Origin of the sequence: Luteimonas qiangzhengi, assembly GCF_039548515.1 — a bacterium.
Lineage (GTDB): Bacteria > Pseudomonadota > Gammaproteobacteria > Xanthomonadales > Xanthomonadaceae > Luteimonas.
Genome location: NZ_JBCLVE010000003.1, coordinates 156,867 through 175,520 on the forward strand (window position 1 = coordinate 156,867; position 18,654 = coordinate 175,520).

Sequence of the window (18,654 nt, forward strand, 5' to 3'; positions counted from 1 at the left end):
TGCGCGCGAAGCCGCGTGACGGCTGTCAGTGCGACGCGGTTCCGGCCGCAACGCAGGATCCGAAGCCCATCGCGACCGCGGCTGTGAGGCCACACTGCGTCGCCATGATTCACGCGGCTTCGCGCGCATGGCGCGCTCCTACAGTGGGGCAGCCCACAGTGCTTCGGTAGGCACCGGCCTTCAGCTGCTGACAGGGCGCGGACCGATATGCTCAGGCGGATGTTCCGGACTCCGCCAATGATGACCGCCCAATCCTCCCTCTTCCGCTTACCACTGGCCCTGCTGTGCACGCTGGCGCTGCTGGCAGCGTGCGGGCATAACGAAGTGCGGCCGGTTGCTCCGGTCAGCATCGATCCCACGCCCGCGCCACTGCCCGAACCACCACCGGTGCGGGTGGGCCTGGCGCTGGGCGGCGGCGCGGCCAAGGGCTTCGCGCATATCGGCGTGATCAAGATGCTGGAGGCCAACGACATCACCATCGACGTGGTGGCCGGCACGAGCGCTGGCAGCGTGGTGGGCGCGATGTATGCCGGCGGTATGGATGCGTTTGCGTTGCAGGAGCGCTCGGTGGCGCTGGACGAGGCTGCGATCCGCGACGTCAGGCTGTTCAGCGGCGGCCTGTTGCAGGGCCAGAAGCTGCAGGACTATGTGAATTCCCAAGTGGAAGGACGGCCCATCGAACGGCTGGGCAAGCCGTTCGCGGCGGTCTCGACCCGGCTCGACAACGGTGCGCGCACGGTATTCACCCGCGGCAACACCGGCCAGGCCGTGCGCGCATCCAGCGCGGTGCCGGGCGTGTTTGAACCGGCGAAGATCGGCGATTACAGCTATGTGGACGGCGGGGTCAGCAGCCCGGTACCGGTGGACGCGGCGCGCCAACTCGGCGCCGACGTGGTGATCGCGGTGGATATCTCCACCCAGGCCAGCGGCCGGACCCCGGATCATCTGCTGGGCATCGTCAACCAGTCGATCGCGATCATGGGCCAGCGCCTGGGCGCGGAAGAGCGCGGGCGCGCCGATGTGGTGATCCGCCCCGAGGTCAACGATATCGGCTCGGCCGATTTCACCCAGCGCGCCCGGGCCATTGCCCAGGGTGAGCGTGCGGCGCTGGCGGCACTGCCACAGATCCGCGCCGCCATCGCCCGCATGCAGGAACAGCGCGCGGCCGCACTGGCTCCGCGGACGCTGTCCGAGCCGGAATCAGAACCGGCCCAATGCAGCCGCGGCTGGGTGCAGGCGCTCAACCCGTTCAGCGGTCCGGACAGCTGCCAAACCACAACGGGTGCAACCGGACTGCGCTGATTCGCTCGCCGTTCAACCCGGCAGCGGCAGTCCCCGGAACGCTTTTACCGTACGCAATACGAAGTTGGAGTTCACGTCTGCCACGCCGGTGGCGTTGAGCAAACGGTCGAGCAGGAAGCGGGAGAAGTGGTCCAGGTCTTCCACCACCACCTGTAGCAGGTAGTCCATGTCGCCGCTGAGGGCGTGGCAGGCCACCACCTCGTTCCAGCCCTGCACCGCATCGCTGAAGCGCTGCACGTAGCTGACGTCGTGCTTGTCCAGCTGTACCCGCACGAACACCTGCAGGCCCAGCCCCAGGTGCTCGGCGTCCAGCTCAGCGCGGTAGCCGGCGATCACCCCGCTGCGTTCGAGCCGCTGCACCCGGCGCAGACAGGCCGAGGGCGACAGGTGCACGCGCTCGGCAAGCTCCGTGTTGGTCTGGCGACCGTGGCGCTGCAGCTCGGCCAGCAGCTGCAGGTCCGTGCGGTCCATCTGGATCGGCTGCATTGATCTGTCGCCTCTTTTGGTTATGACGCAACAAAGATGTGCAATTAACCTCATCCTGCGCAACAACGCAAACCCGTTGCGCCGCCCGCGCGCTACGCTGGAATGTCAGCCCCGTCAGGAACCACCATGAACCAGCCACGCCGCGTTGAGAACCTGCATACCGACAAGGGCAAGGTGCCGGTGTACGCCACCGGCGTGGTGGAACAGCCTTGGGGCGACTACAGCGCCGACGACCACGCCACCTGGGCCACGCTGTACGCGCGCCAGCGCGAGATCCTGCCGGGCCGCGCCTGCCAGGAGTTCCTCGACGCCCAGGACGCGATGGGCATGACCGCCGACCGGATCCCGAAGTTCTCCGACCTCAACATTGAGCTGCGCAAGGCCACCGGCTGGACCCTGATTGGCGTGGAAGGGCTGCTGCCGGAGCTCGATTTCTTCGACCACCTGGCCAACCGCCGTTTCCCGGTGACCTGGTGGATCCGGCGCCCGGACCAGATCGACTACATCGAGGAACCGGACCTCTTCCACGATCTGTTCGGCCACGTGCCGCTGCTGATGAATCCGATGTTCGCCGATTACATGCAGGCCTACGGCGAGGGCGGGCTGAAGGCCCACGGGGTCGGCGAAGAGGCGCTGCAGGCGCTGACCCGGCTGTACTGGTACACGGTGGAGTTCGGGCTGATCGATACGCCGGAAGGACTGCGGATCTACGGCGCCGGGATCGTGTCGTCCAAGGGCGAGTCGATCTACAGCCTCGAGAGCGACGCACCGAACCGGATCGGCTTCGACGTGGAGCGGATCATGCGCACCCGCTACCGCATCGACACCTACCAGAAGACCTATTTCGTGATCGACAGCTTTGAGCAGCTGATGCGCGGTACCGACCCGGACTTCACCCCGATCTATGCGCGACTGGCCCAGGCGGAATCGTTCCCAGCGGGCGAGGTGCAGGACGATGACCGCGTGTTCCATCGCGGCACCGGTGAGGGCTGGGCCACCGACGGCGACATCTGAGCCCGGCAGGCACGACACCGTGTCCGCCCGAAAGGGCATCGCACGCAAAGGACTGTCTCAACGTCGTGATCTTTCCCACACGGGGGATCAGCGATCATGGCGCGCATGCATTCCCTCTCCCGTCTTTCCCTGACCCTGGCCGGCCTGATGGTCGGTACCCCCCTGCTCGCTTCCAGCCCCGCCGATGACGCGGCGGGCACCGCAACCGATGCAGCCACCCTTGATCGCGTCGTGGTCCAGGCCAGCCGCCTGCGCGGCGTCAACGCATTCGACATGCCCGCATCAGCCAGCGTGGTTTCGCTGGAGAATGACGCCAACCGCGCCGATGCTGACGTGTCCGAAGTGCTGCGCGGAATCCCCGGCCTGCTGGCCCGCGACCGCCGCAACCTCGCCCAGGACACCCAGCTCTCGATCCGCGGCTTCGGCTCGCGCGCCACCTTCGGCGTACGCGGCCTGCGCCTGTACGCCGATGGCATTCCGGCGTCCATGCCCGATGGCCAGGGCCAGCTGTCGCACTTCAGCCTGATGGGCGGCGAGCGCATGGAAGTGCTGCGCGGGCCGTTCTCGGCCCTGCATGGCAACTCGTCCGGCGGCGTGGTGCAGATCTGGAGCGCGGACGGCCAGCCGGGCGATCCCTGGCAGGCCCGCGCCACCTGGGGCGCCGACAGCACCTGGACCGCGGCCGCGCAGCTGCTCGGCGGCACCGAACGCATGGGCTACAACCTGGCGCTCTCGCGTCTGGACACCGATGGCTGGCGCGACCACAGCGCCGCGCGCCGCGATGTGGCCAACCTCAAGCTCGGCTTTGACGTCGGCACCGGCGGGCGCCTGCAGCTGATAGCCAACCACGTGGATATCCCCGAGGCGCAGGATCCGCTGGGCCTGACCGCCGCGCAGGTGCGCGAAAACCCCCGCCAGGCCGTGGCCAATGCGCACCTGTACAACACACGCAAAAGCGTGCGCCAGAGCCAGGCCGGCGCGGTGTACGAACACGACATCGGCACCAACCAAGTGGTCCGGGTAATGGCCTACGGCGGCGAGCGCGAGGTGCTGCAGTACCTGCCCATTCCGCCTGCGCCACAGGGCGGCCCGCTGCATGCCGGCGGGGTGATCGACCTGGACAACCGCTACCACGGCTTTGATGCGCGCTGGTCGCTGCAGTCCGAATTGGCCGGGCGATCGCTGGAAGTGACCGTGGGCACCAACGTGGACCGTCAGCGCCAGGACCGGCGCGGCTGGGAAAACTTCGTCGGCGACCAGCTGGGCGTGCGCGGCGGACTGCGCCGCGACGAGCGCAACCGGCTGGAAAATGCCGATGTCTATGCCCAGGCCTGGTGGCGCCTGGCCGACCAGTGGTCGCTGCTGCTGGGCGCGCGCCACAGCGAGGTGGAGTTCGATTCCAACGATAATTTCGTGACCGCGGTCAATCCCGATGACAGCGGCCGGGTGCGCCACCACCACACCGCACCGGTGGCTGGCATCAGCTTCGCGCCCAGCCACAACCTGCGCCTGTACGCGTCGGCCGGGCGCGGGTTCGAGACCCCCACCTTCAACGAGATCTCCTACCGCGCCGACGGCGGCGCCGGGCTGGCATTCGACCTGCAGCCGGCGGTGAGCGACAACTACGAGCTGGGCGTGAAGTGGCGCGGCGATGACGGCATGCGCCTGGAAGCGGCCCTGTTCCGCGCCGACACCGACGACGAGCTGGCCGTGGCCCGCAACGCCGGCGGTCGCAGCAGCTTCCGCAACGTGGGCAGCGCGCGCCGCCAGGGCCTGGAGCTGGCCTGGGGCATGCCGCTGGGCGAGGCGTTCGACCTGGCCGTCGCCGCGACCCAGCTGGATGCCACCTTCCGCAGCAGCGAGCTGGTCTGCGTGGACGCCGGCTGCACGACGCCGTCCATCCTGGTGGAGGAAGGCGCGCGCATTCCCGGCGTGCCGGAGCAGCAGCTCTCGGCGCGGCTGGCGTGGCAGGAAGGGCCGTGGAGCGCAGCGCTGGTGGGCGAAGCGGTCTCGTCCGTCCCGGTCAACGACCTGGGCACCGAATCCGCCGCGGGCTACGGCCAGCTGCACCTGGAGGCCTCGCGCAGCTGGCGCAGCAGCGCTGGCACCTGGCGGGCATTCGCCCGCATCGACAACCTGCTTGATCACGACCATATCGGCTCGGTGATCGTGAACGAAGGCAACGGCCGCTTCTATGAACCCGGCCGCGACCGCACCTGGCTGATCGGCCTGCACTGGACCGGGAACCACTGAGTCCGCGCACCGGAAATGCTATGTTTGACGGGATGCGTGCCGGGTGTTTTCCCGGCCCTTCCCCCTTTCGCTGACGAAGTGATGCCGTGTCCATTTTCTCGAACCTGGAACTCGTTCCCGGGGATCCCATCCTCGGCCTGACCGATGCCTTCCGCGCTGATCCGCGCCCGACCAAGGTCAACCTTGGGGTCGGGATCTACTACGACGAGGAAGGCCGGATCCCGGTGATGGGTGCGGTGCAGCAGGTGGAGCGCACGCTGGCCGAACAGAGCCCGCCGCGCGGCTACCTGCCGATCGACGGCATGCCCGACTACCGCAGTGCGACCCGCGAACTGCTGTTCGGCGTCGATTCGGCGCTGATCCGCGAGAACCGTGCCAGCACCACCCAGACCATCGGCGGCAGCGGCGCGCTGCGGGTCGGCGCCGATCTGCTCAAGCACGCGCTGCCGTTCGCCCGCGTGGCGATCAGCACGCCCAGCTGGGAAAACCATCGCGCCCTGTTCCCGGCGGCCGGGTTCGAAGTGGTGGACTACACCTATTTCGACGATGCCAGCCACGGCCTGGACTTCGACGGCATGCTGGCGGACCTGGGCAAGATGGAAGCCGGCACCGTGGTGCTGCTGCACGCCTGCTGCCACAACCCGACCGGCGCCGACCTGACCCGCGCGCAGTGGGCCCAGGTGATCGACCTGCTGCACGAACGCGGCCTGGTGCCGTTCCTGGACATGGCCTACCAGGGCTTTGACCAGGGCATCGCCGAGGACGCGCACGCGATCCGCCTGCTGGCCGAATCGCCGATTCGCAGCTTCCTGGTGGCCAGCTCGTTCTCCAAGTCGTTCTCGCTCTACGGCGAGCGCATTGGCGCGCTGACCGTGGTCAGCGACAACGCCGAGGAAAACGCGCGCGTGCAGTCGCAGGTCAAGCGCCTGGTGCGCACCAACTATTCCAGCCCGTCCAACCACGGCGCTGCGCTGGTGGCTGGGGTGCTTAACGACCCCGCGCTGCGCACCCAGTGGGAAGCCGAGCTCGGCCAGATGCGCACCCGCATCCACGCCCTGCGCGACGGCCTGGTGGAACGTTTGGCGGCGCACGGCACGGCCGATTTCGAGTTCATCCGCCACCAGGCGGGCATGTTCTCCTACTCCGGCCTGAGCCGCGCCCAGGTGGATCGCCTGCGCGAGGAATTCGGCATCTACGCGGTCGGCACCGGCCGCATCTGCGTGGCCGGTCTGAACATGGACAACATCGACTACGTGGCCGAAGCGGTGTCCACCGTCAGCCGCGGCTGACGAAGGCGGGCACGCATGGGCGCAGACAACGCAGCAATGGACGATTTCATCCATGTGGTGCCGGGCGCTCTGGATGCCGATACCTGTGCGCTCATCGTTGAGCGCATGCGTACCAGCAGCCAGCTGCAGCCGGGGCGCGTGGGCGGCGGGGTCTACCCCGAGCTCAAGCGCAGCCACGACCTGACACTGGCCGGCAAACGCGAATGGGCCGATGTGGAGCAGGCCCTGAACGTGGCGGTCTACGCCGGCCTGCTCGATTACCTGCGGCGCTGGCCGCAGGCGTTGATTGCACCCCTGATGCTGCAGCAGCCGGGCCCGGACGGCCAGCTGCGCCGGCTGGAAGCGGCCGACCTGGCGGCGATGGACAATGCCGCCCTCGGCGCGCTGGCCCGCACCTGCCTGCGCCCGGGCCCGGTCAACCTGCAGTGGTATACCGCTGGCGAAGGCGGCTACCCGTACTGGCACTGCGAGCTGTACCCACGCGATGCCCAAGGCGAAACCCTGCACCGCCATCTGCTGTGGACGATCTACCTCAACGACGGGTTCAGCGCCGGCGAAACCGAATTCCTGTTCCAGCAGCGCAAGGTTGCGCCGCGCACCGGTGACCTGCTGATCGCGCCCACCGCGTTCACCCACACCCACCGCGGCAACCGGCCCGAGGGTGGGGACAAGTTCATCGCCACCAGCTGGATCCTGTTCCAGCGCGCTGAACAGCTGTACGGCGCCGCGCCAGCCGCAGGTTGATCTGCACTCCGGGATCCGATCCCGGCCAGCACCCCCGTTTACCTACTCCTGCGTGTCCGGGCCGGCATCCAGCGGCAATTCCACATGGAATACGCTGCCCCGGCCTGGTTCCGAGTCCGCCTCGATGCGCCCGCCATGACGCTCGACGATCGCATGGACGATCGCCAGGCCCAGGCCGTTGCCACCTCCCTGCTCCGTGGGGTGCAGACGCTGGAAGGGCTCGAACAGGCGGCCGGCATAGCGCATGTCGAAGCCGCTGCCCTCATCGCGGACTTCGATCCGCAGGTGCCCGTCGACAGGCTCGCCGCTGACCTGGATCCGGGCCGTGTCGGGTCCGGAAAACTTCCACGCGTTATGGAGCAGGCGCTCGAACAGCTGCTTGATCTGGCGTTCATCGCCGCGGACGAAAAGGTCCGGCTGCACCGTGGCCTCGATCGCGCGCCCCGGCTCGGCGTCCTGCAGTTCGGCCAGGCACCACTCCACCAGCATGCCCACATCCACCCGCTGCATGCGCAGCGACGCGCGGGCCACGTGGGAAAGCTGCAGCAGCCCGTCGATCAGGCCATCCATGCGCGCAGCCGCCTCGCGGATCCGCTGCACGTAGCCGCTAGCTTCCTCCCCCAGGGCGGCCGAATGATGCTGATCGAGCTGACGGGCGTAACTGCTGATGGCGCGCAGCGGGGCGCGCAGATCATGGGAAATGCCGGCTGCCAGCACCTCCTGCTGGGTGCGCAGCGTCTGCAGCGCCTGCTCAGCCGCTGCCAGCCGCTCCTCGGACGAGAGCGGCGTCAGGCAGGAATCCGAATCGGAACGCATGGCGCGAAGCCCCTGTGAAACGACCGCAGTGTACTGGCATGGCGATGATGGTCACGTTGAATTTTTGCGCTGCGTCCTTCTTTAGAACAGCTCGCCCTGGGGCGAAGGCGGACGGGGCGGTACGAACACGCCGCACTCGAGCGGCGGCAGCCGGCCATAGCCAAGGCGCCGCTGGGCGCGGGCGAAGCGGGCGCCGATCAGGTCGGCGAACGGGCCTTCGCCACGCATGCGCCGGCCGAAGCCACTGTCGTAGTCCTTGCCACCGCGCATCTGCTGGATCAGGCTCATCACGTGTGCGGCGCGGTCGGGATAGTGCAGAGCGAGCCACTCGCGCCAGATTTCCTTGAGCTCATGCGGCAGGCGCAGCAGCACGTAGCTGGCGGCGCTGGCACCGTGCTCGCGCGCCGCTTCCAGGATGGATTCCAGCTCCATGTCGGTGATCGCCGGCACCACCGGAGCCACCAGCACGCCGACCGGAATCCCGGCATCGGACAGGCGCCTGACCGTGGCCAGGCGCGCGTGGGGGGCGGCCGCCCGCGGTTCCATCTTTGCCGACAGGCGATTGTCGAGCGTGGTGATCGACAGATACACCGTGACCAGGCCCTCGCGCGCCATCGGCGCCAGCAGGTCAAGGTCACGCAGCACCATCGCGCCCTTGGTCACGATGCTGCACGGATGGCGGCACTCGGCCAGCACTTCCAGCAGCTGGCGGGTGACGCCCCACTCGCGCTCGATCGGCTGGTAGCCGTCGGTGTTGATGCCCAGGGCGATCGGTGAACAGCGGTACGAAGGCTTGGCCAGCTCCTCACGCAGCCGATCGGCGGCATTGGTCTTGGCGTACAGCCGGGTTTCGAAATCCAGGCCCGGCGACAGGTCCAGATAGGCGTGCGAGGGGCGGGCGAAACAGTACACGCACCCGTGCTCGCAGCCCCTGTACGGATTGACCGACTGGCTGAAGCCGATATCCGGCGACTGGTTGCGGCTGATGACGCGGCGCGCCTTCTCTTCCGTCACCTCGGTTTCAAGACGCGACTGTCCAGCCTCTTCGGCCAGCACCTGCAGGCTGTCCCAGCCGTCGTCTTCCAGGCGCACGGCCTGCTGCTGGAAGCGTCCATCAACAAAAGACGCAGCGCCGCGGCCGCGGACGGGCTCGGTGGCGGGGCCGTGGGGTCTGGCGCGGGTTCGCATGTGGCCATGCTGGCACGCCGCGGTCGCAGCCGCCGAGACGCAAGCTGAAGGAGTCAGTCTGAAGACCCGCATGAGACCCGGAAAATGCGCGAGTGGCCGGTCACCCACGTTCCTCGCGTCTATTACCCATGCACTGACAAAGTACGAGGACAAGCACACACTTGCCGGGGGAAACATCATGCTGACAGTGCGATCCATGGACAGCGCTTCTCCTCCTCGACGCTGCGTCATCTGGTTCGGAGCGCCGTCCACGCACGAAATCCACATGCTGGCCGCAGCGGGCTGGAACCTGCGCGTGATTGATCCGTGCGCGGATGCCCACGTGGGCATGCGCGGCGGTGACCAGGTGGTGGCCCTGGTGGATCTGCGCAATGGCGCCCCGGCGGTGATCGAGGCGCTCAAGCGCACTGTGATCGATCATGCCGATCTTCCATTGATCGCGATGATTCCCGACGACGGCACCGACGATCCGGCGCTGCAACCGATTCTGCGGGCCTGCGGCGAGCGTATTGTCTGCCCGTTCAACATCCAGCAGCTGTCACAGGCGCTGGCGAACTTCGACCAGCGCGCGCCGGGCAGCGGCGACATCGGCGGCATGATCGGCCAGAGCGCGCCGATGCTGGAGGTGCGCACCACCCTGCACCGCTACGCGCGCGTGGATCTGCCGGTGCTGGTGACCGGCGAAACCGGCACCGGCAAGGAGCTGGCCGCGCGCGCCCTGCACGATCTGTCCGCGCGCCGCCGCAGTCCGTTCATTGCGGTCAACTGCGGTGCGCTGCCCCCCGGTCTGATCCAGTCCGAGCTGTTCGGCCATGAGCGCGGAGCCTTCACCGGCGCCGCCAGCCGACGCATTGGTCTGTTCGAATCGGCCAACACGGGCACCATTTTTCTCGACGAAATCGGCGACCTGCCGATGGACGCCCAGGCCAACCTGCTGCGCGTGCTGCAGGAAGGCACTCTGGAGCGGGTCGGCAACAGCCATTCCACCCAAGTGGATGTGCGCGTGCTGGCAGCCACCCACGTGGACCTGACCGAAGCGGTGGAACGCGGCCGGTTCCGCCGCGACCTGTACTTCCGCCTGGACGTATTGCATCTGGACATGCCGCCGCTGCGTGAGCGTGGCGGCGACATCGAGATCCTGGCCCGGTGTTTTCTGGAGGAGTTCCGCAGCCTGAACCCGGTCAGCGCGCGCGGATTCGACCCGTCGGCCCGGCGCGCCCTGCTCGCCTATCCGTGGCCGGGCAACGTGCGCGAACTGCTCAACCGGGTGCGCCGGGCCGCGGTGATCACCCGCCGGCCGCTGATCAGCGTGGCCGACCTGCAGCTGGAGCACGATGACGCCGGCAACGGCGAAGACTGCCTGGACAGCGCCCGCCAAAGCGCCGAACGCGAGGCGGTGCTGTCGACCCTGCGCGACACCGGATTCAACGTCAGCGCCTGCGCCCGTCGCCTGCGGGTCTCGCGGGTCACGGTCTACCGGCTGTGCAGGAAGCACCACCTGTCGCTGGCCGAACTGCGCTGAGCAGCCGTCGGGGGCATCGCCCCCATCTACAGCGTGTAGGGAATCTTGAAGCTGAGGCTGAAGTCAGGCGCGTCGGGCGTCAGGCCAATACCCAGCATGCCGACAAACGTCGCCTGCGGGCTGAGCGCGTGGGTCACGCCCAGGCTCAGGGTGGCGGCGTTGCCATCCGAGCCGATCAGTTTCGTCCACTCACCGCCTTCATAGCGGGTGCGCGCGCGTGCGTTGAACCGGTTGTTGTAGGCGATGCTCAGGCTGGTGCGTTCGTTGAAGGCAAACGCCACGCCGGCCCCCAGCGTGAACGCATGGCCGAGCCGGACATCGCCCGGATTGACCGTGGCCGGATTGTTGTCCAGATCGTCGAAGCTGGCCGCGAACGCATGGGTATAGCCGATGCTGCCGAACAGGATCGCCGGCTCGGTGGCCTTGACCGCCGACAGGTTGGCCGACGCCTGCCACACGCCGTTGCCGGTGGGTTGTTCCTCGGGCACTGCGAAACGGATGAATTCGTCCTCGTCGCGCTCCAGCACCCGCCACGGAATCCCGTACGGCTCGCGCCCGGTCGGCGCGGTGACGCCCAGGGTGAGCACGGTCTCGGGCAGGAACCTTCGCTCGGAGAACAGCTTGTAGTTGGCGCTGGCGGTGATATCGCCCAGGCCCGAGCCGCTGGTGTGCGCCTGGGCGATGACCGCCGCCGCGCCGCCCGCGCCGCCCTTCTGGTACACGGTGCGCCGCCAGATCCACGGCACGTCCAGATTCACCGTCAGCCGCGGCGACACCCCCCAGCGTGCGCCGAGGTTGTAGGTGGCGGTATCGGATTCGACGTTCTCGATCGCGATATTGCCCAGGAAGATTGCATCCAGGGCCAAAAAGCCATTGAGGGTCAGCTGCTTGCGGTCGTAGCGGTTGTAGCTGATGCCCTGGTCAATCACCAGGCGCTGGTTGAACAGCGCCTGTTGCTGCTGGCGCACGTCGGACACGCTGCGGGCCTCTTCTTCGCGCGCGCGCGCGGCGTCCTCGGCCGTGCTCGCATAGCCGGCATCAGGCGCGGGCGCTGCGGCCGGTGTCTGCGCGATGGCCGGCGGCGCTGCCGGCGCCACGGCTTCCGCCTGCGAGGGCGGGTCCGACTGGCTGGCCGGTGCGCGTCCGGTGATGCGCGCCTGCAGCGCCTGCATCTGCATGTCCAGCTCGCGCAGTCGCCGTACTTCTTCGGAATAGGCGGCCTTGAGCGCCGCCAGCTCCTGCATCATGCGCGCCACGGCTTCCCGTTCTTCGGCGCTCAGGGCCATTCCAGTCGGCTGGTCCTGGGCCACCACGGGCCCGGCCATGCATGCCAGGGCGGCGGCCAGCGCCCACGCCAGCGGCACCGGTCGCGGGGCGCTGCCCCAACGCACCGCCCCGTGTCCCTGTCCCTGATGCGCTCCCCCGAACCGCATCAGAAACCGCCAATTCCACGCGTTGTCACCAGCGCCTGGGCCACGTTCTGGTTGAGCATCGCGGTCGCCGGCAGCGATTCGCGCACCATGTCCAGATGCAGTTGATTGCTGACCGACTGGCCGTCGCTGGTCAGGCGGATGCTCTGGCCCATGCTGCCCGCGCGGATCCACTGTTCGACCGCGCCGTGGCCCTCTACTGCAAGCAGCACGCCGGCCGTGTTGCCATCAAACCGGGCGCTGGCCGAGGCCGCTCCGGCACTCTGGCTGACCCCGCCCCGGGATGCACCGCCGGGAGCGGCCGCCGGAATTTCGCCATCACGCAGCGTCAGCGAGGTCAGGTTGCTGGCGGCGTTGCCGTCCCCGGCCACCTGCACGCCCTGAACCAGGCCGGACACATTGGCCAGGCCGGCGCTGTCCACGCTGCGCTGGCCGGAAGGCACGGGCATCGGCGCGTATTCGTCGGTCAGCACCACGTTGGGGCTGAAGCTCACCACCGGCTGCCCGTCCCTGAAATCAAACCCGATATCGAGCCGGCCCTGCAGCATCTGCCCGGACCCCGTCTGCCAGCTGGAGATCATCGACACCCCGAACCACAGCACCTTGTTGTCGCCGGCGATGAAGCGGCCGCGCATCAGGTCCAGTTCCGGGTCGGGAATCTCGGTCAGTCCCGCCGCCTTGCGCGCCGGGGCCTGCTCGGCCAGCGCCGGGGCACTGCACAGCAGCGCTCCCAGCAGCAGCGCGCAGCCCAGCGAGTGGAAAGTGTTCATTTCACAGCTCCTGTCAGAACAGGTCCGCGTGGGTGAAGCCGAAATCAAGCAGCTCGGCGTCGGTCAACGGGCCCTGGCGTGCATACAGGGCCTTGGCGCTTGGGCGCGAAGGCGGGTCCAGCAGCACGGTATTGCGGTCAAAGTCACTGCCTATCACGACGAACACGGCCCGCGACGGCCACCCGGCCATGAATTCATCCAGTGGGATGCTGCGGTTACCGAGCATCGGATCGCCGATCTCGACCATGTCGCCCTGGACCTGCTTGAGGACCACGAAATGCCGGAATCCGGCCACGTCCATCAGCACGATTGCCGGCACGCGCAGGCTGCGCAGCCGATCCTCATCCACCCGGTAGCCGCGTCCGCGCATGCCCAGCGATTCAACGTACTGCTTGATGTCCAGCAGTGAAAATCCGCGTTCGCGGACGATCTCCGGGTCGGACACCATCATCATCCCTTCGATCACCTTCGCCTCATCCGCGTCCAGCCGGTAGGCGTAGCGCAGGATCGTGGCCAACGCCGCGGCCCCGCAGCTGTAGTCCGTGTACTGGCGCACCACGTGCCGGAACCGGCCCTCGGTCATGCTTTCGACCGACTTGGTGAACATCGCACCGTTGGGCAATACGCCGGCGAACTGGATGTCTGCCGCATGCACACCCGGCAGGGCGACAACCACGGCCAGGGCCGCCATCGCGGCGGCCCGTCGCGCCGTCCGGCGCCAGGTCCTGGTCCAGTGCGGCAACAAGGTGTTCTCCATCCTGGTCGTCCCGTTTCTACGATGAATGTCCCAGATGGATGTCCGGGATACTGTTCGAAGATGGAGGCCCCGCTCCGCGGGGGAGGCGGAGCGGGGCGTCCGTTGCATCCCGGCCACAGGGGAAGGACCGGGAAACCTCTTTACGCCGTCAGGCGTTGTTTACTCGGCCGGCGGCGGACCACCGTTGGCACCGGGCTGGGCCACCGCCATCGACAGGCTGTTGGCCTGCATGTTGCCGCTGCCGGCAGCCAGGTTGACGCCGATGTTGCCCGACGCGTTGGCAAACGCGTTGTCGGACAGGGCCGCCGTGTTGGTGGCATCGCGCACGATCCACTGGGTGGTCGTCACGGTACCGGCCAGACTGGCCTGCAGGTCGCTGAAGGACAGCTCATCGAACGACAGCACGCCCGACTCGCTGCCCACGTAGTCGCCTTCCTCGACGTTGTCGAAGCCCAGCCCACCAACGCCGTCCTGGAACGGGTTGGCCACGGCTCCCACGCCGTCGATGTCGAAGTCGGCGTGGCCGATCGGAGTGCCTCCTGACGGATGCTCCTCGCCTTCCCACATGCCGGGGTAGAAGTTGCTGCTCTGGTAGGAATTGCCCGTGCCGGCGTAGCCACCGGATGCGGAACCCTGATAGGTGCCGGTCGCCGAACCGGTCGTCTCGCCGCTCACCGTACCGCTCAGGGTGATGTCGATCGTGTCGGTCATCTCTTCCATCACGCCGGTGTTGGATACGACGTTGCCGGTTGAGATCTGGTTGGAGCTGACGGTGGCCTGCGCGTAGGCGGCGGTGGCCACCGAGGATGCCATCGCGTTCTTCTGCATGTTGTTGTTGCCCGACGCGATGTTGGCGCCGATGTTGCCCGATGCGTCGCTGAAGGCGTTGTTGCCCAGGCTGGCGCTGTTGGTCACGCCCATGTTGACGGTGGCGTTGCCGGCGCCGTACTGGTTGACGAAGATCTCCGCGTCGGCCATGCCGAACGAGAAGCCGGCATCGGCGGCGGCCAGCGCGGCGGCGTTGTCCTGCATGTTGTTGTCGCCGGCGGCAACGTTGAACTGCAGGTTGCCCGAAGCCGCGGTACCCACGTCATCACCGATCGATGCGTCGTTGGTGACCATGTCGTTCAGGCCGACGTTTTCGGTGTTGGACTGGCGATTGTCGATCAGTGAGATCGCGGCCGAATCCAGATCGATCGCTCCGGTGATGGTGGGATCACCGGTGAAGGAGATGTCCGAGCTGAGCGAGATCGACTTGTCGATGTTGACGCTCACGCCGTGCTCGTCGCGCTCAGTGCGGATGTCGGTACGGCCGAGCTCGTTGCGCACGATGTCGGAGGTGACCTGGTTGGTCTCCGTGTTCTGCCAGTCAGTCACAACGGAGCTGGCGCTCTCGCTGATGTCGGAAGTGAATGTCTCGCTGATGTCCGAGGTGAATGTCTCGCTGATATCACTGCTGACGAATTCACTGACGTCGGAAGTCACGAACTCGCTGACGTCCGAGGTGACCGTCTGGTTGAGGGTGACGTTGCGGTCGAAGTTGTCGTTGTAGTCGTAATCGTAGTCGAGGTTGATGTCGCCCCCGACCAGCAGCTCACCACCCACGGCCACTTCGCCGACGGCTTCGATGTCGCCATAGATGAGGATATCGGTGTCGACCGTAGTGGTGACGTCCGCCGGCGCGACCTGCGCTGCGGCGGTACCCATCGCGAAGGTCGCGACGGCGACTGCCAGTGCAGTCATCTTCAGATTGCGTTTCATGGTTGTCTCCTGTTGAACTCTGTCTGGATCAAATGCCCGGGCCGGCGCCCTGCACGGAGATCAGAAGCCTGTTCTCCGTCAGATTGGCGACGCCCGCGGCCTGGTTGAGTTGCAGAACCCCGTCGAACCCCTGCAAGGCGGACCTTTCAACGCCCACCTCGCGGGTATGCGTTCGTGCGGCCCCTGGTTCGGAGATGGTTTGCATCCCTGCCGACGCGAAGTCCGTCGACGCCAACATCGCGTCGCTGGCCTCACGTATGCCTCGTTGTGCCAGCGCGACCGTGACTGCGTTCAGTTCCGCATTGCCGGTGCCGCTGGCCTGATTGATGGATGCCAGGCCGCCGGCGCCCTGCAGGACGTTGCCGCTGATCACGGCGATGGCATGGTCGGGAGCGGTGCCCACATCGCCCCGGCTGCGCTGGAGTGCGGTGGCGGACGCCTGGGCAAGCTCACCGATCGCGATGCTGCGCAGGTTCGCCTGCTGGTTGAGATCACCGGCGGCCATGTTGACCGCGATTGCGCCGCTTGCGCCCGCCAGCGCGTTGCCCTCAAGGCGGGTCTGCGCCAGGTACTGGAGCATGTCCGCGTAGTCATCCGGCTGCTGGGCATGGGCGGGGAGCGCCGACAGCGGCAGCCCCATCGCCAGTACACCCAGCATCAAGACAGCAGCAGTCTTCACCAGACGGCGCATGATCACGGTCCGCCCGGGCTCTTGCCGATCGGGAAGTGCGACATGGCCCCGGTCACATGGCTGCCGATGCCGCGGGTGGTGTTGCCAACGGTCCCCAACGGGCCCGAAAGCGCTCCGCCAACGCTGCCGCCCAAGGCGCCGGAGTGCTGCACCTGACCGGTACCGAGGCTGGCGCCGATCGCACTGTTCACCGTGCCATCAATGCCGGAAGCAGGACGGACAGGCCCGAGGCTGTGGCCGGAGGAAATCGCGGCGAAATCGGCATCGCTCATTTCCCCGGTGCCGAGTCCGGCGTGCAGCTCGCGGCTGGGCCTGGGATCAACGATCAACGCGATGCCCGGGGGGGCCGGACGGTAGGCGGGACGCGCATGGACGTTGCGCAGCAGCACCATTTCCCCGTGCTGGGGATGCACGCCTGCACGCGCTCCGGCCGCCTGTGCAACAACAGGCGCCAAGGCCATCGCGCTGACGGCAGTGAGCAGGAGTAAAAGGGATTGTCTGGACATGAAGTGCGCTCGCAGTGGTTGCGAGTGGTGGTACGCAGACGCCGTGCCAAACAATATAAATCTTATAAATCAAGAGCTTGCAGTAAAACTGGTGCGTACCCACACCGTCGGGTGTAACAGCAGCGTTGCAGGCGCAGGCGCTCTTCTCCGGCCGATGCCCCGTCCCCTTGCGGGATCCGGTCCCCGCGAGGGGTGTAACACGCTTGTTACACCCACCACGCTCACCGTTACAGTCGCTTGAACGTCACGTGGAACTGCGCGTGGGCGCATTGCCGGGTTAGCCTGTGATGGCGCCACACCGGCGCCAGCTGAGGAAATGGAACATGCCGGAACTGCTGCAGCGCGGCTGGGAACTGCTGGCTTCCGGCAACGGCCTGGTCCTGGTGCTGGTTCTGGGCTGGCTGGCCTATCTGTTGCTGCTGGGCGGATGGATCATCCTGCAGAAGCGCGAGCCGGTCGCCACCCTGAGCTGGCTGCTGGGCCTGGCTCTGCTTCCCTACCTCGGGTTTCTGATCTACCACGTGTTCGGCCCGCAGCGGATCCGTCGCCATCAGCTGCGGCGCGAAACCAGCCGGGCGCGGATGTCCGGAAATGCCGATTACTCCGACGAGTCCAGCGATGCCGCCGAGCTGACCCGCCTGGCCGAGGCCAGTACCGGCCTGCCACGCAGCCTGGCCCACAGCGTGCGCCTGCTGGTGGACGGCTGCGCCACCTATGACGCACTGCTGGAGGACGTGCGCGCGGCCACCACCCACATCCATCTCGAGTACTACATCTATCACCCCGACAACGCAGGCACCGCGCTGCGCGATGCGCTCACCGAACGGGTCCGCGCCGGGGTCAAGGTGCGCCTGCTGATCGACGCAGTTGGGGGCAGCCGATCGCGGCGTTTCTTCAAGGATTTCGTCGAAGCCGGCGGTGAGCTGGCCTGGTTCCATCCGCCCAGATTCGGCCGGGTCTGGCAGCGCCCGTGGCTGAACCTGCGTTCGCACCGCAAGATCGTGGTTATCGACGGCCGGATCGGCTACACCGGCAGCGTCAACATCAGCGACGACCATGACGAGCGCCAAAGTGACGACGCCTTCCGCGACCTGCATCTGCGGCTGGAGGGCGAAGCGGTACTGCGCCTGCAGCGTGTCTTCGTGGAGGACTGGATCTACGCCACCGGCGAGGACGCCTGCGTTGATGAAATCCACCGGCAGACGCCCCGCCCGGACGTGCCCGGGACCATCCACACCCAGATCCTCACTTCGGGGCCCGACTCTTCCTGGGAAGCAATCCATCGCCTGCACGTGGGCGCGATCCACGGCGCCCAACGGCGGGTATGGCTGGCCACACCGTACTTTGTGCCGGGCGAGGCGGCGATGATGGCGCTGACCTCGGCCGCCCTGGCCGGGCTGGATGTACGCCTGCTGGTACCCAAGCGCTCCGACAGCCGCCTGGTCACCCTGGCCGCGCGCTCGTATTTCGACACCCTGATCAGGGCCGGGGTGAAGGTGCACGAATATGGCCCGCGCATGCTGCATACCAAGGCCCTGCTGGTGGATGACCACCTGGTGATACTTGGCAGCGCCAACTTCGATCACCGCAGCTTCCGCCTGAACTTCGAAGTCTCCGCGCTGCTTGACGACACCAACCTGGCGGCCACGCTTGAGCAGCACCTGCGGGGCGAGTTCGAGGGCGCCCCGGTGGTCCAGCGCAACAAGGAGCGTTCACTGTTTGCCGACCGCCTGCCCGAGGCACTGGCGAGATTGCTGTCACCGCTGCTGTAGGATTTTGGGCAGACATTGCGCACGCGCTAGACTGTCCCCGTTCACGGAGGAGAACGCCCCATGCCCTGGCTGTTCCTGCTGCTGGCAATTGCCGCATTCGCAATTGCAATGACCACCACCTCGATGGCGCTGGCCGTCATTTGCATCCTGGTGGCACTGGTATTGATGGTGATCTGGGTGATGGGCCTGGTGGCACAAAGGGTCGGCACCCAGTCGCGGGATGAGACGATGATGATCGACCCGCAGGAGCTGCGTCGACTGCGCGAACAGGCCGAGGCCCGTCGTGCGCCCGGCGCCACGACCGACAGCACGTTGCCCACCGACCGCGGATCGTCGATCGTCGATCGCTGACC

17 protein-coding genes are annotated in these 18,654 nt (G+C 67.2%); 8 read left to right on the plus strand and 9 right to left on the minus strand.

Going from position 1 to position 18,654, the window contains the following annotated elements:
- Nucleotides 1–240: 240 nt before the first annotated feature.
- Complete coding sequence (locus WCE59_RS02985) at nt 241–1,302, plus strand: patatin-like phospholipase family protein (RefSeq protein WP_343257224.1); 1,062 nt, start codon at nt 241–243, stop codon at nt 1,300–1,302.
- 12 nt (nt 1,303–1,314) lie between these two features.
- Here WCE59_RS02985 and WCE59_RS02990 read toward each other — a convergent pair whose 3' ends face one another.
- On the minus strand, nt 1,315–1,788 hold the full coding sequence (locus WCE59_RS02990; RefSeq protein ID WP_343257225.1) for an Lrp/AsnC family transcriptional regulator: 474 nt from the start codon (nt 1,786–1,788) through the stop codon (nt 1,315–1,317).
- Between the two features lie 126 nt (nt 1,789–1,914).
- Here WCE59_RS02990 and phhA point away from each other — a divergent pair, with 126 nt between their 5' ends.
- The 4 genes from phhA to WCE59_RS03010 all read left to right on the plus strand — a co-directional run bounded on the left by phhA (nt 1,915) and on the right by WCE59_RS03010 (nt 7,088).
- Nucleotides 1,915–2,802, plus strand: a complete 888-nt coding sequence (phhA, locus tag WCE59_RS02995) for a phenylalanine 4-monooxygenase (RefSeq protein ID WP_343257226.1) — start codon at nt 1,915–1,917, stop codon at nt 2,800–2,802.
- Between the two features lie 105 nt (nt 2,803–2,907).
- Nucleotides 2,908–5,055, plus strand: coding sequence for a TonB-dependent receptor family protein (locus WCE59_RS03000; protein ID WP_343257227.1), 2,148 nt, complete (start codon nt 2,908–2,910; stop codon nt 5,053–5,055).
- Between the two features lie 86 nt (nt 5,056–5,141).
- Entirely contained in the window at nt 5,142–6,344 is a 1,203-nt protein-coding gene (locus tag WCE59_RS03005) for an amino acid aminotransferase (protein WP_343257228.1), read from the plus strand.
- Between the two features lie 36 nt (nt 6,345–6,380).
- The gene (locus tag WCE59_RS03010; protein WP_343257229.1) at nt 6,381–7,088 is read left to right on the plus strand and encodes a 2OG-Fe(II) oxygenase; all 708 of its coding nucleotides are present in this window, start codon (nt 6,381–6,383) and stop codon (nt 7,086–7,088) included.
- Between the two features lie 42 nt (nt 7,089–7,130).
- Here WCE59_RS03010 and WCE59_RS03015 read toward each other — a convergent pair whose 3' ends face one another.
- Together WCE59_RS03015 and WCE59_RS03020 are read right to left on the minus strand one after the other, a co-directional pair.
- On the minus strand, nt 7,131–7,904 hold the full coding sequence (locus tag WCE59_RS03015; protein WP_343257230.1) for a sensor histidine kinase: 774 nt from the start codon (nt 7,902–7,904) through the stop codon (nt 7,131–7,133).
- A gap of 81 nt (nt 7,905–7,985) precedes the next feature.
- A complete protein-coding gene (locus WCE59_RS03020; RefSeq protein ID WP_343257231.1) occupies nt 7,986–9,092 on the minus strand; it encodes a PA0069 family radical SAM protein in 1,107 nt (368 codons plus the stop codon).
- Between the two features lie 178 nt (nt 9,093–9,270).
- On the opposite strand from WCE59_RS03020, the gene WCE59_RS03025 reads away from it, so the two are divergent.
- Nucleotides 9,271–10,614, plus strand: coding sequence for a sigma-54 interaction domain-containing protein (locus tag WCE59_RS03025; protein WP_343257232.1), 1,344 nt, complete (start codon nt 9,271–9,273; stop codon nt 10,612–10,614).
- A gap of 26 nt (nt 10,615–10,640) precedes the next feature.
- Here WCE59_RS03025 and WCE59_RS03030 read toward each other — a convergent pair whose 3' ends face one another.
- From WCE59_RS03030 to WCE59_RS03055, 6 genes are all read right to left on the minus strand, one after another.
- Complete coding sequence (locus WCE59_RS03030; RefSeq protein WP_449284094.1) at nt 10,641–11,939, minus strand: transporter; 1,299 nt, start codon at nt 11,937–11,939, stop codon at nt 10,641–10,643.
- A 107-nt stretch (nt 11,940–12,046) separates the two neighbouring features.
- On the minus strand, nt 12,047–12,814 hold the full coding sequence (locus tag WCE59_RS03035; RefSeq protein WP_343257233.1) for a hypothetical protein: 768 nt from the start codon (nt 12,812–12,814) through the stop codon (nt 12,047–12,049).
- A gap of 13 nt (nt 12,815–12,827) precedes the next feature.
- Nucleotides 12,828–13,505 (minus strand): C39 family peptidase, encoded by a 678-nt coding sequence (locus WCE59_RS03040; protein ID WP_343257383.1) that lies wholly within the window; start codon nt 13,503–13,505, stop codon nt 12,828–12,830.
- Between the two features lie 225 nt (nt 13,506–13,730).
- A complete protein-coding gene (locus tag WCE59_RS03045) occupies nt 13,731–15,332 on the minus strand; it encodes an adhesin (RefSeq protein WP_343257234.1) in 1,602 nt (533 codons plus the stop codon).
- Between the two features lie 28 nt (nt 15,333–15,360).
- Nucleotides 15,361–16,023 (minus strand): hypothetical protein, encoded by a 663-nt coding sequence (locus WCE59_RS03050; protein ID WP_343257235.1) that lies wholly within the window; start codon nt 16,021–16,023, stop codon nt 15,361–15,363.
- A 2-nt stretch (nt 16,024–16,025) separates the two neighbouring features.
- Complete coding sequence (locus WCE59_RS03055; protein WP_343257236.1) at nt 16,026–16,529, minus strand: hypothetical protein; 504 nt, start codon at nt 16,527–16,529, stop codon at nt 16,026–16,028.
- A 323-nt stretch (nt 16,530–16,852) separates the two neighbouring features.
- Between WCE59_RS03055 and cls the strand changes: the two genes are divergently transcribed.
- Together cls and WCE59_RS03065 are read left to right on the plus strand one after the other, a co-directional pair.
- A complete protein-coding gene (gene cls, locus WCE59_RS03060) occupies nt 16,853–18,301 on the plus strand; it encodes a cardiolipin synthase (protein WP_343257237.1) in 1,449 nt (482 codons plus the stop codon).
- Nucleotides 18,302–18,361: 60 nt separating this feature from the next.
- Nucleotides 18,362–18,652 (plus strand): hypothetical protein, encoded by a 291-nt coding sequence (locus WCE59_RS03065; RefSeq protein WP_343257238.1) that lies wholly within the window; start codon nt 18,362–18,364, stop codon nt 18,650–18,652.
- The last annotated feature ends 2 nt before the right edge of the window (nt 18,653–18,654 follow it).

What these genes read in the sequence shown, in the direction of transcription:
- WCE59_RS03000 (WP_343257227.1), top strand. Translation starts at nt 2,908, where the DNA reads ATGCATTCCCTCTCCCGTCTTTCCCTGACCCTGGCCGGCCTGATGGTC.
- WCE59_RS03050 (WP_343257235.1), bottom strand. Translation starts at nt 16,023, where the DNA reads ATGCGCCGTCTGGTGAAGACTGCTGCTGTCTTGATGCTGGGTGTACTG.
- WCE59_RS03015 (WP_343257230.1), bottom strand. Translation starts at nt 7,904, where the DNA reads ATGCGTTCCGATTCGGATTCCTGCCTGACGCCGCTCTCGTCCGAGGAG.
- WCE59_RS02985 (WP_343257224.1), top strand. Translation starts at nt 241, where the DNA reads ATGACCGCCCAATCCTCCCTCTTCCGCTTACCACTGGCCCTGCTGTGC.
- WCE59_RS03025 (WP_343257232.1), top strand. Translation starts at nt 9,271, where the DNA reads ATGCTGACAGTGCGATCCATGGACAGCGCTTCTCCTCCTCGACGCTGC.
- WCE59_RS02990 (WP_343257225.1), bottom strand. Translation starts at nt 1,788, where the DNA reads ATGCAGCCGATCCAGATGGACCGCACGGACCTGCAGCTGCTGGCCGAG.
- WCE59_RS03065 (WP_343257238.1), top strand. Translation starts at nt 18,362, where the DNA reads ATGCCCTGGCTGTTCCTGCTGCTGGCAATTGCCGCATTCGCAATTGCA.
- WCE59_RS03030 (WP_449284094.1), bottom strand. Translation starts at nt 11,939, where the DNA reads ATGGCCGGGCCCGTGGTGGCCCAGGACCAGCCGACTGGAATGGCCCTG.
- WCE59_RS03040 (WP_343257383.1), bottom strand. Translation starts at nt 13,505, where the DNA reads ATGGCGGCCCTGGCCGTGGTTGTCGCCCTGCCGGGTGTGCATGCGGCA.
- cls (WP_343257237.1), top strand. Translation starts at nt 16,853, where the DNA reads ATGCCGGAACTGCTGCAGCGCGGCTGGGAACTGCTGGCTTCCGGCAAC.
- WCE59_RS03020 (WP_343257231.1), bottom strand. Translation starts at nt 9,092, where the DNA reads ATGCGAACCCGCGCCAGACCCCACGGCCCCGCCACCGAGCCCGTCCGC.
- WCE59_RS03035 (WP_343257233.1), bottom strand. Translation starts at nt 12,814, where the DNA reads ATGAACACTTTCCACTCGCTGGGCTGCGCGCTGCTGCTGGGAGCGCTG.
- WCE59_RS03010 (WP_343257229.1), top strand. Translation starts at nt 6,381, where the DNA reads ATGGACGATTTCATCCATGTGGTGCCGGGCGCTCTGGATGCCGATACC.
- WCE59_RS03055 (WP_343257236.1), bottom strand. Translation starts at nt 16,529, where the DNA reads ATGTCCAGACAATCCCTTTTACTCCTGCTCACTGCCGTCAGCGCGATG.
- phhA (WP_343257226.1), top strand. Translation starts at nt 1,915, where the DNA reads ATGAACCAGCCACGCCGCGTTGAGAACCTGCATACCGACAAGGGCAAG.
- WCE59_RS03045 (WP_343257234.1), bottom strand. Translation starts at nt 15,332, where the DNA reads ATGAAACGCAATCTGAAGATGACTGCACTGGCAGTCGCCGTCGCGACC.